The sequence below is a fragment of the Bradyrhizobium sp. CIR48 genome (assembly GCF_014198315.1).
Classification (GTDB): Bacteria; Pseudomonadota; Alphaproteobacteria; order Rhizobiales; family Xanthobacteraceae; genus Bradyrhizobium.
The window spans coordinates 182,041-193,463 of sequence record NZ_JACIHG010000003.1 but is presented as its reverse complement, the minus strand read 5'-3'; the positions used below and the strand labels follow the sequence as shown (position 1 = coordinate 193,463).

Sequence of the window (11,423 nt, the reverse complement as noted above, 5' to 3'; positions counted from 1 at the left end):
TCGGACAATGTTTTTCTGAGGAGCGGTTCGAGTGTTGCGAGATATAATTCACACCATGTGACACCATCATGACAGGCCTAGGTGCCTAGGTAGCTGGACAAGAGGGCTGCCACTCCCGTAGGTTGAGGCTCGGAATCGGAGGAAGGTGGCCGAATGAAATTTGTCATTGTCGTGCTGGATGGCCTTCGTCCTGACCAGCTAGACGAAGCAGTTACGCCCAATCTCGCCGAGCTGTCCAAAATCGGCCTTCGACTTGCCCGCCATACCTCATCTTTTCCCAGTGAGACGCGGGTTTCATCGGCCGCGCTGGCCACTGGCGGACATAGCTCGGCCCATGGAATCATCGGCAACCGTTTTTTGGCAAACGGTCGGTCGATCGATGGATCTTCGCTCTCAGCGCTCATGACGCTCGGCAGCGAACGCGGTGGCGTCCTCACCGCCACGACGATTGGCGAAGTCTTGGCGGCTCATGGTCGTGCGATGCTGTCGATCGGGTCTCAGTCGCAGGGCTCGTTTGGACTTTCGGGCTGGGGGAGTTGGCAGAAAGCTGCGCCGGCGTTCTGGGTTCATGACCCGTCAAAGTTCGGTGGCAACGCGGCCGTTCGCCGGATTGCGCCAAGCTTTCCGATGCTCCCTCCCGACGAGCGGCCGGCGCGTGCGACCATTGAACGCGTCGTTGATCTATTCTTCGCGTTCCTGAAGAAAGAAGCACTTCCGGAGGTCAGCCTGCTCTGGCTATCGGAGCCGGACATTACATATCATATGTTCGGTCTTCAGCATCCTAGGGCGCGTGAGGTGCTCCACGAGGTCGATCGCCAGTTTGGGCGAATTTTCGCTTGGTGGAGCGAGAAAGGAGCGCGGGAAGGAGTACAGCTTATTGCTGCTTCCGATCACGGACACGCCATCATTGGCGAAAAGGTCTCCGTATTGAAACACCTGCAGCGCTCGGGATTCAAGGTCGGATACGAACTCACGTCCGAGGTAGACGCCGCAATAACAGCTCAACGGGTTGTCAACATTTGGGCCCGGGGCAGAGAGAGCCATCTTGTGGCAGAGTTGTATCACAGCCTGTCGGAGGAGCCATGGTTTGGCGTTGCTTTCTCACGTAAGGCTTCCGATGGCTCTCCACTTATCGCGAGCACCCTCCCGCTTTCGGCTGTCATGGCCGAACACGAGCGAAGTGCAGACCTGTCGTTTGTTCTCGCCGATTGCGGCGCGGCTAATCGGAGCGGTTCGCCCGACGCCGTGTACTACGATGGGACCTATCCGATCGGCGTTGGTATGCATGGAGGGCTTTCGGCGCACGAGCTGTCTTCATTATGCATCCTAGCTGGCAATGCCTTTAGAAGCGGAGTTGTTGCGGCCCCAACCAGCATCGTTGATCTGGTACCGACGATCCTTTCCAGCTTGGGACTGCCGCTACCGTCGACGGTGCACGGCCGTATCATCGATGAAGCTTTGCAAGATCGCGAGGACTCAGGCCAGTATGATGTCGAAGATGCGAGCGTCTCAATTGCCTCTTCAGCGCGCCGGTCAATTGTCTTCCGGGAGCTTTACCGACAACGCCTTTATCTGAGGGGAGCGGCCGTAACCCGGCTGGCGCAGGCTAAGAATGATAAACTTGGCGCTAATCCGACGCAATTGAAAGCCTGAACCACGGACCATTTGACCTATGTATCAAGGAAAGCGCTGGGAATTTGTTCGGTCGAACATCGAAGAAGCCATTGCTTCGAGCCGATTTCGGCCAGGCGAAAAACTTCCGAACGACGTAGAGCTTGCTCTCGAATATGGTGTCAACCGGCACACCGTAAGATACGCCATTCGGGCACTTGAGCAGGAAGGACTGCTACGTGTCGAGCAGGGGAGAGGCACTTTCGTTGTCGAACATCCAACACCGTATCTGCTCTCGCCTCAAACCCGGCTGACCGATAATCTCATCTCGCAAGGCCGCTTGGCGCGTCGTAAGATCCTGTCTGCTGCAACGATAAAGGCAGACGAGCGGCTCGCCGGCTACCTCGATTTGCAAGCTCGCGACGATGTGCTGCGCATCGACACGCTGAGCTATCAGGACGAGATCCCAATCGTGATCGCGCATAGCTACTTTCCGGCGAAACGCACTCCCGGACTGCTGGACAAATTCTCCGGCGCCAACTCGATCTCGACGGCTCTCAAGCGCATTGGAATTGTCGACTACTCGCAGCAATGGGTGACGATAAGTGCGCGTCTGCCCTCTGCGCAGGAGGCGCGCCTGCTTCAAATGTCGACTTCGGCGCCGGTCTTCGTCAAAGAGAGCCTTGATTGCTCGGGCCGTATTCCCATCAAATTTGGCGAGAATGTACTTTGCGCACCGAGAATCACCTTCAGGTTCGACTTTAAAGAGATTAGTTCTGCGGAGCAGTCGCTTGCAGGAAAGCCTCGATCCGGAAAAGCGCGAGCGAGCAAATCGAAATCATCTGCCTCTTTCAAGGCCTAAGTACCGTCCCATTCCTGCGATCAAAGCGGCTGGGGCCAAATACCCTGTTTCGCTACCACCATCGCCTGTGGTTGTGTGTTTCACGCTTCATGCCGGGACGAGCCGCTCGCGTTCTGCTGAGCCAATAGGCGGCCGCTTTTGTTGCGGCACCCGTCAAGCACGTGGGTCTTGGCATCGTTACGCGGCCGGTGTCGGAGGCAGCCGCGCAGGTTGTGAGGAGGCGCAGCGTCAAACCTTCCGTGATCGTCGTGAACCTCACCCCGAGGCAGTTGGATCAGACGTATCGGCTCTAGCGAAGATGCGCTCGGCCGTGCGCAAATCTTCCGCATCATCGATTTCGTACCACCTGAGATCATCGCATCTCACGGCAGCAAGCTGCAGGCCTTGTGTTTCCACGAGATAGGAAAGAAGCTCCTCAGTGTAGGCCTGGGTAGCTCCGGCCCTGATCATATCATCTAGGGCCGGAATAACCTCTGTCCGCAGAGTAGACGCGGACAGCCGCAATAGATTCATCGTCTTGTAAAGGGGAGGGCCTTCCGCGATGAGATTTCTCGCTGTTTGTTTCAAGCGAAATTCTGAAATGAAGCCAAGATCGGACAACAGGACCGCTGATCCCTGCATCAGATCATCGAAGGGAGCGACAGCAGCCGCGTCGGGCTCTTCACTGATGAGCAGCTGCCGCAATACATTTTCCTCGAAGAAGACGTCGCCCTCAAGAAGAAAGTGGCCCCCGGAAACGAGCGCGTCACGCGCCAGCCAGAGCGAATAGGCGCTGCCGGTACGGTCGTAAACGGGGGATTCGACGTATTTGATTGCAACACTGCCAAAGCGGCTGCCGCAGGCATCTTGGATCACCTCTTTGCGATAGCCGACAACGATCGTCACCTGTTCCACGCCGACACGCCCAAGATTATATAGCGCGTTGTGCAGGATGGGAGTGCCATGGATTTGGACGAGAGGTTTCGGGTTTAGATCCGTTAGCGGCCGCAGTCGAGAGCCCACTCCAGCGGCGAGAATGAGAGCATGCTTGGGAGCATTCAGAGGCATTTCATTGGCCTTCTTCATCCCGAGTGTCGCTCCGCAAGCATCGCGAACGCCTCTGTTCAGTGTTACGTGCCGCAGACTTGTCCGACCACCCCAGATATTGAAGCGGGTATGTGTGAATTGTCATCAACGCATGCACCTGCTGTGTGAGCTTCCTTAAGCGGCAGGAACAGATGTTTAGCCATGTCCGGAGCTGTCCAGGATGTTAGGTCGCGGCCTTGCTGGGTGACACTGTAGCGAGACGGACGAGAGGCCGGGGGGCGCATTGGGCGGTTTTGAAGAAAGGAAGCTCTAGGTGCCAACCCGCTGACATGGACTAGCTGGGCTGGAGATACTGCTTTTCGGCCACGGCGAGTTCGTCATACCTCAGGAGCTCGAATATCTCACTTAGCGGCGCGATATGAGATTCAATGCTCGCAACGCTCTCTTGAGCTGCGATGCTGTCGCAGATTCGCCGCATTGCAGCTGCCGCAGCTCGCATGGAGTGATTGGCCCAGACGACTGTGGAGATGCGCGCATCGCGATAGGCAGAGACTGGCGTTCGAAAGTACGTCGTCGGGACAATGACGACAGGGAGCCGGTTCCGCCACTCGGTGACGAACGAAAGCATCTCGTCCGCGGTACTCTTTCGCGAGTGAATCAAGATTGCATCGGCTCCCGCGTCGGCATAAGCGTGAGCACGCAAGATGGCTTCGTTCAAGCCGTGCCCGGCGATCAGCGCTTCGATCCTGGCCACTAGAACAAGATTATCGGCGACTGCATCCTTTACAGCCCGCAGACGACCTGAGAATTCGTCGATAGCGGCGAGCGGATGCCGTTCACCAATGAGCGAGTTCAGCTTCGGAAAGCAGCTGTCCTCAAGCGAGACGCCCGCCGCGCCAGCCTGATGTAGTTTGCGTGCGAGGAGGCGAGCATTGTTGAAATTGCCGAAACCGCCGTCTCCGTCAACGAGCACAGGTAGCTCAGTTGAATCCACTATGCGTTCGACGCTCTGGACGAGCTGGGTCCATGAAGCTTCATTGGCATCGCGATAGCCGAGCGAGCTGGCAATCGACAGGCCAGAGGCCCAGAGCGCCTTGAATCCTGAGCGCTGGGCGATTGTAGCGGACAGGCCATCATGCGCTTCCATCAGAAACGAGAGCTCATCATTCGAGCAGACCTGGGCGCGAAGCATTTCGACTGGCGACTGCTTTGCGCATTGACGACCTGCGGTAGGCCGAACGGATTGTGGTTGATACTGCATGCCTAAATCCTGGAAGCAGATCCTCGATTGGCGCCAACGTCACTGCTCATATCGTTTCGGCGTGATGCCGATCAATGACCAGCATTGGTAGTTTATTGGGACGCAAAAGGCTTGCATGATCGCCATAGGTTTCGCGCCGAACGCGAAGCTTTCGCTATGATTTTTTGGCGTCGTGCCCAAAGGCTGGAAAGAAGGGCTTTGGATGCATGACCTTGGTCCGCGAGCCAGGTCTACGGCCCCCAGAGAGAATCCGCCCACTCCTTGGGCGGGGGGAGGAGCGCTTGGTGAAACGGTGATATCCGGCTCACATAGATTGCGACGAAAATCGACAGCCACGATTGTCGTAATGCTGCTGTCGGATTCACGACAATGTCGAAAGCCCCGTCGATAGGGCTGCAGTAGGATGGCGGGCTCGCGCGAATGGAGCGGCAATCGCCGAAGAACTTGTCCTGCTTCGCTGATAGTTTACGGGCGCCACTGAGTGGTATGGCATTTGCTGATGCCTCTCCTCGACTCCAGGAGAAAATCATGGCGGATGTGCAAGAGGTTGTGCTGTCGGAACGTGAAAGACAGTGCTTGCGATGGGTCGAGGAGGGGAAGTCATCCTGGGCCATCGGAGTCATCCTGAAAGTGAGCGAGAACACCGTCAACTTTCACGTCAAGAATGCGATGCGAAAGCTGGAAACGACCAGCCGTACCCAGTGCGTCGTCAAGGCGCGGCGTCTGCGTCTTATTGAGTAACGGCCGCGGTTCCGTTGCCGCTGATGCAGATCTAGCGAAATGCAAGGGGCGACTGTGGCTTGCTCCGGCAGAATGCAAGCGATTGCGCGTCCGCAGCTGTATAGACATAATACAGGTGCTGTTACTAAGAACAGAGCGTGCTTCGATTTCGTCGCATATCGGCACTGCGGGGCGCGGCGGACCACTAGGCGATGTGAGATCATCGGCGCTCAACACTGTTGAAAGCTCGATGGCCGGTCGGATCCCAATGTCAACGTTGTGGTCATTCCGTCCCCCTGCTGCGGACGCGCCGGTTGTATACCTGTCGCAAATTGATGTGTGGTGATCGTAGCGGCTTTGGTGCTGAAGTCGTGGTCATCGGCGGCGTACACGGTGTGGGCCGGGCAGGAAGGCGGCAATAATAGTCCGTAAACGGATTTCCAAAAGCGCAGCTGCTGGTAGACGTTGCACGATACTCTAGCGCTCTGCGTGCTCAACCATGTTCGGGCGATCCTCACGAAGCTTAGCTAGCTCAATGAACTGCGTTTTTCCGGAACACCAATGCGAAGGTTGCGTTCTTCGATGATCTAGAGGATTCGAGCCATGAGCTGAATATGTTTGCGGCGGACGTCGCGATGCGGGTGTTTCTGAGTGTCGCTGCGAATGAGATGCGTTAAGCCAGCGAACGCATTCCACCTCAAGATAGCCCGCTACAGATGAAACCGACTAGTTCGTTGAGTTGTGCGCTATGCTGGCTGAATGAAACGCGTGCCGGATGGAACAGGCGTATCCGGTCGTACTGCATAACCACCTCCCAGCGGGAGACGTATTTCGTCGCGAGATGACCACTCCGCGCAGGAAATCCTCGAGGGTGAAATATACGACGAAATCTTCCGTGACAAAGGCCAAACTTGGTGGGGTTGTCGCATAGCACTATCAAAGTAGGGATGAGGGGCCTTGCCGTCGGCCTCTGCAGCGCGGCAGGGAGCGAAGCCGCAAAGTCGGCCTTTCGGATGAGAGATCCGGGCCTTCGTTATTCGACAAAGATGTGAGCCAAAGCGAAGCCGAGACGCAATCGAACCGTGCCGCGTGTTAAATTCGTTGCGGAAACAGGATCTTGATTGAGATCAGCCAGCTACTCGCCCGCCGGCGAGCGCGCGCCACGGCGCCGCATTGTTAGCGCGGCCGGCAGAGCATTAAGCCGACCACATCGGAGGTATCCTCCTGACGGTATGAACAGGGGCATGTCATGGAAGCGGACCGTATCACCGCGCAGGGCGACAACCTGATAGAGCGCAGGTTGTGAGCCGCGGCAGTTTGATAGAAGAAGCTTCTCTGCAGGTTACTACCTTGTATTCGGATGCGCGCTAATGCGCCGGGGGCGGACCGCGCCAGGACCCCTATGATGGCCGTCTATATCGTACCGTCGGAAGGCCGGAGCGGGCGACCGATGTTGGCGAGCAAGATCTGCGACATCCAGAGAACTGACCACTCCATAGACTCGTCAATGCGCGCTGACGCCATTCTAATGGTGCCGATCAGGACGGTGACCTCGCCACAGCGCCCGAGCCTTCCTAGCGTCGGGTCCATTGTGCGTCGCTGCCTATGGCAACAACGCTCAGGCGTGTACTCATCAAGTCGATGAAGCCAAACGTCGTCTGCCTTAATCCGACATCTCCTCCGCCATGACCGCCTCGAAGTCCTGGATGGATGCAGCAATCCGACCATTTTGCTCGGCCGGTCAGCTTTCAGAAAGCTAGACCTATCATCCTGGGGAAGTGGAGATATCTCGGGGCTGATCTGCGACTGCACCAAACGTAAACATCGTCAAGACGGAGTTGCGAGATGGTTCGAATCCAAGAAGCGCTCGATACGGCAACCTTAGGCTCCGGCAGCACATCAGCCGCTGGGCAAGATGAAGCCATGGGCCAGGCGGACTTTGACCAGCACCTGGACGAGAGACCTCATGAACAACAAGCTAGTGCAGGTCCTTCCAATCCTAGTGTATCGGACGAGGTGGAGGATCGCCTTGATGCTGTCAACCAGAAGCCCGAAATGAAGCTCGTTGTCATTTCGAACCGCGTTGCGCCGTTCGACCCCAATAAACCCCAGACCGGCGGGCTCGCCGCCGGCCTGGAGCCGGTGGTGGAACGTTCCGGCGCTGTTTGGATAGGCTCCTCCGAGACCTACGGCGGCGGGGTTGAGCGGCCCCTGCAATTGGTGCCGACTGGTGCAGGGCACGTCGCCAGGCTCGATCTGCCGGCCGCAGACCATCCTGGCTACTATCGAGGTTATTCGAATTCAACGCTGTGGCCAGCATTGCACTCCCTGCCGGACCGGATGTCGGGCTCGGAAGAAGATTATGGCAGCTATCGAAGGATCAACGACTTCATCGCGCGCGCGGCTTTCGACGTACGAGATCGAGACGCATTCTGGGTGCATGATTATCATCTGCTCCCGCTTGGGTCTGATCTGCATGACCTCGGCATTGAGCGGCCAACCGGCTTTTTCCTGCATACGCCATGGCTTACGCCCGACATGATAGAGTGCGTACCCAACCATTGCGAACTGATGAAATCGATGTTGAAGTACGATTTGCTCGGCTTTCAACGAACTGGGATCTGAACAATTTCCTAGCCTGCCTGCGAACCCATTTCGGGCTGGAGAGCAGGGATGGCGTTGTGACCACGGAACGTGGCCAGACGCGACTTCAAAAGTTTCCAATCGGTATCGATCCCAAGCAGTTCGCAGAGTATCTTGCAGCAGACCTCTCTCCCGCAGAGCAAGAAAAAGTCTCGTCATTATTGCAAAACTTCGAGGGCGCGAAGTTTACGATCGGCGTAGACCGGCTCGACTACACGAAGGGCATCGACAAGAAGGTCGACGGGTTCAACCACCTTTTAGCGGCCCAGCCCGGCAGCATCTCGCTGTTGCAGATCGCGCCGCTCTCCCGCGCCGACATCAACGAGTATCACAAGTACAAGGAGGACGTGGAGAATGCGATCAACCACGTCAATGCCGAGCATGGCACAGACAAGTGGAGGCCGATCCATTACACGAATGATCCGTTCAGCCAGGCTGCACTCGCGCGTCTTTATCGCGCGGCACATGTAGGTGTCGTCACGCCGCTGCGGGACGGCATGAATCTGGTAGCGAAAGAATATGTTGCTGCCCAAGACCCGAGGGATCCCGGCGTTCTGGTTCTATCGAAGTTTGCGGGGGCGGCTGAAGACTTCAACGAGGACGAGGCGCTGTTGGTGGATCCAAACGATCCCAAAGAAATCGCAGACGCTATTTTAAAAGCGGCCAACATGCCGCTTGAGGAGCGCGTCAAGCGCTGGCGGTCAATGATGGACAAGCTTGAATCCTATACCATTCACGACTGGTCGGCGGACTACGTCCGGGAGCTGGACAAAAGCCGTGTCACCGTTCCGGCTGATCAGTGCCTCCATCTCGGTCGCGGCTGGACGAACGAGGCTCTGATGCCGCTGTATCGGAACCATGCCGAGGCGCTTGCCACCTATAACGAGATCGACCCCGCGGATGTCGCCCTGAAGAAGGCTGCCTGTGCAGACGAGAAGAAGGCCTATGAGGCGCTAGAGGCCCGACTGATGCACACACAGGGCAGACTCTGGGATCTGCCGATACCCACAGCCTCACTCGGCGGTCGTCCCGAAGAAGACCCCGGTGCCGGGTAGGACTGAGAAGACGAGGAGGACAGCACGACAGGACTAAGCTGTTCCGCAGCAGCAGCACAGAGGAACAATCCAGATCCTTAACGCTGACGCGGTTCTTGCAGGTTGCGCAAGCCTGGATGATGACCGGGAGTGTTGAAGGAGCTGCATCAAGGTATCACGCGAGTGATACATAATGGAACGGGAGGGTGTGCAGCCAACGCGTTGTTCCGTACCCGTAAACGACGCTTCTGCAAGTGGCGTCGGCACCAGCGCGCTTTTGGTCGTTCCGCGCCGGAAAGTGGCGGCTGCCTGTTGCAATGAACGGGCCGCAACAGGAGCGTTAGAACAGTCAGCAGCATGGCTCGGACTCCCCTCGCGCCTGCCAAGCTGCTACGCTAGCAGCGGGCATTCTCGATCGACATTTCGCCCTTCGTCCTTCGCGTGGTACGCCTTCGATGAAGGACCGCGGGCTTGTGCGCCCTTTGCCGCCGGTAGATTCGGGATCATTGAGCCTGACCCTAGCGACCATAAGAACTGCTGATGACAGCTTCGTTTAGTCATCTTATCGAAAGAGGGAACCTGACCCGGCGCTTGAACCCGTTTGGCTAGCGGCTCGACCTCAAGACGCGTTGCTACTTTGATCCATAGTCGATGCTTCTGCCCTCATCGTTCTTGATTGCAATCCTCTGAGCAACGCGCTGTTCTTTGTCATGATGACCCCCGTTGACAAGTCTGCCAAATGGACTCGCTCGAAGGAATCTACCTCATATCTAGAGGCGGGCGTTGTGATTGGAGGCGGGGCGTGTTCCGTTCTTGGCCGCTGAAACCGAAAAGCCGGTGGTGAACGGACTCTCCGGCTTGACATGCTGTCGGTGTCTGCTTGTCAACCAGTGTTGGGAAGCGGACATGGTGCTGTTGCAGCCGGAGCAGCGGAAACTTGCGACTCGCAGCTTGCACTGAGCAGCGCATGACATAGCGCAAGCCGCGCTATGTCATGCGCTTGCGCGCTTCGCTTCTGCTTGACGCGCCAGGGCCCGCGAGCGTGGCCGCTCGACCTCAGCCGGAGCAAATCCATGAAGACATCACTCCTCTCCGCCTCGCTGCTTTTGATTGCCTGCTTAACCCTCCACGGTGCTTTTACAGGAGCGAACAGATGCCGCGGTGACTGATGACCCATTCCTTTGGCTCGAGGAGATCGAAGGGCCAGGCGCGTTGGCTTAGGCTAGCGCCGAGAACGAGAAGACGCTCGGCGTGCTTCAGTCAGATCCTCGCTATCGGCGCTTCTACGAACAGGCTCTCCTTCCTGCAGGCCAAGGATCGGATCGCAGATATTCCATTGGAGGGCGCGGTTTGGAGCATTTCTGGCAAGACGAGAACCAGGTGCGCGGCGTCCGGCGGCGCATCACGCGTGAGAGCGATCGTAGCCAAGACCCAAAGTGGCAAGCCATCCTCAACGTGGACGCCTTGGCTGCCGCCGAAGACAGAAACTGGGTCTTTCAAGGTAGCAGCTGCTTTCCGCCTGAAGAGGGCCTCTGCCTGATTAGTCTTTCCGATGGCGGCAAGGATGCCGTGTCCGTACGAGAGTTCGATCGCCTCGCCAAGACCTTGGTTGCGGACGGCTTTTATTTTCCAGAGGGCAAGCAGGACGTCAGTTGGGTCGATGGTGACACACTCCTTGTTACACGGGACTGGGGCGAGCGGGCGCGCGACGGGTGAAGCGAAGGTCAAAACGTCATCTGGGCTGAAGCCTTGAGACGAAACTGTCGTCGACGTCAGGATTCTTGTCGTTGCAGGATGCGGCCGCAGCTAGATCGCGCGATAAAAGAATGAGCGCGTGACCAGCGCAGCGACGCTGGGTGTCTCTTGCCGACCGTCTTGATGGCAAGGAGACTCTTCGCTAGATCACAACGGTTCACTATGGAGATGCCGCCGTGGCAATGGGTATTGTGAAGTGGTTCAACTCGACCAAAGGTTATGGGTTCATCAGGCCTGAGGACGGAGGTCCCGATGTCTTCGTGCACATCAGTGCCGTCGAAAAGGCCGGTTACACCACTCTCGAAGAGGGGGCCCGGGTAAGTTATCAGCTCAAGGCGGGGCGTTCGGGTAAGATGTCAGCCGAGGATCTCCGAGTTGGATGATCCGACTCGTCTTGGGAAACTGCTCTCTCAAAGCGTGTTCTCGTACCTGTCCTGCGATGCCTTGTCACGGCGCGCCGGGCATTCGGCCTTGCGACAGTCGCTTCCAGCCATGAGGCTGTCTCACAAAC

The 11,423-nt window shown here is 57.3% G+C and carries 10 protein-coding genes; 8 read left to right on the top strand and 2 right to left on the bottom strand.

The annotated features are described in order from the left end of the window. The first annotated feature begins 153 nt into the window (after positions 1-153). Both GGD66_RS11200 and phnF read left to right on the top strand, forming a co-directional pair. Complete coding sequence (locus GGD66_RS11200) at positions 154-1,653, top strand: alkaline phosphatase family protein (RefSeq protein ID WP_183257733.1); 1,500 nt, start codon at positions 154-156, stop codon at positions 1,651-1,653. Positions 1,654-1,672: 19 nt separating this feature from the next. Then, the gene (phnF, locus tag GGD66_RS11195) at positions 1,673-2,473 is read left to right on the top strand and encodes a phosphonate metabolism transcriptional regulator PhnF (protein ID WP_183257732.1); all 801 of its coding nucleotides are present in this window, start codon (positions 1,673-1,675) and stop codon (positions 2,471-2,473) included. Between the two features lie 255 nt (positions 2,474-2,728). Here phnF and GGD66_RS11190 read toward each other — a convergent pair whose 3' ends face one another. Next, positions 2,729-3,520: a phosphocholine cytidylyltransferase family protein gene (locus GGD66_RS11190; protein WP_183258047.1), complete on the bottom strand. Its 792-nt coding sequence runs from the start codon at positions 3,518-3,520 to the stop codon at positions 2,729-2,731. Between the two features lie 313 nt (positions 3,521-3,833). Then, the gene (gene aepX / locus GGD66_RS11185) at positions 3,834-4,691 is read right to left on the bottom strand and encodes a phosphoenolpyruvate mutase (protein ID WP_183258046.1); all 858 of its coding nucleotides are present in this window, start codon (positions 4,689-4,691) and stop codon (positions 3,834-3,836) included. Positions 4,692-5,288: 597 nt separating this feature from the next. Between aepX and GGD66_RS11180 the strand changes: the two genes are divergently transcribed. The 6 genes from GGD66_RS11180 to GGD66_RS11165 all read left to right on the top strand — a co-directional run bounded on the left by GGD66_RS11180 (position 5,289) and on the right by GGD66_RS11165 (position 11,295). Then, a complete protein-coding gene (locus tag GGD66_RS11180) occupies positions 5,289-5,501 on the top strand; it encodes a response regulator transcription factor (RefSeq protein WP_018321443.1) in 213 nt (70 codons plus the stop codon). Between the two features lie 218 nt (positions 5,502-5,719). After that, on the top strand, positions 5,720-5,902 hold the full coding sequence (locus tag GGD66_RS42370; protein ID WP_409362361.1) for a hypothetical protein: 183 nt from the start codon (positions 5,720-5,722) through the stop codon (positions 5,900-5,902). Between the two features lie 1,423 nt (positions 5,903-7,325). Continuing rightward, on the top strand, positions 7,326-8,105 hold the full coding sequence (locus GGD66_RS42015; RefSeq protein ID WP_283814471.1) for a trehalose-6-phosphate synthase: 780 nt from the start codon (positions 7,326-7,328) through the stop codon (positions 8,103-8,105). Further along, positions 8,003-9,178: a trehalose-6-phosphate synthase gene (locus GGD66_RS11175; protein ID WP_283814470.1), complete on the top strand. Its 1,176-nt coding sequence runs from the start codon at positions 8,003-8,005 to the stop codon at positions 9,176-9,178. Before GGD66_RS42015 ends, GGD66_RS11175 begins: the two co-directional genes overlap by 103 nt. Before the next feature lie 1,329 nt (positions 9,179-10,507). After that, positions 10,508-10,873 carry a hypothetical protein gene (locus tag GGD66_RS41345; protein WP_246788833.1) on the top strand — a complete coding sequence of 122 codons (366 nt, stop codon included), beginning with the start codon at positions 10,508-10,510 and terminating at the stop codon, positions 10,871-10,873. Between the two features lie 215 nt (positions 10,874-11,088). Next, a complete protein-coding gene (locus GGD66_RS11165; RefSeq protein WP_312014105.1) occupies positions 11,089-11,295 on the top strand; it encodes a cold-shock protein in 207 nt (68 codons plus the stop codon). The last annotated feature ends 128 nt before the right edge of the window (positions 11,296-11,423 follow it).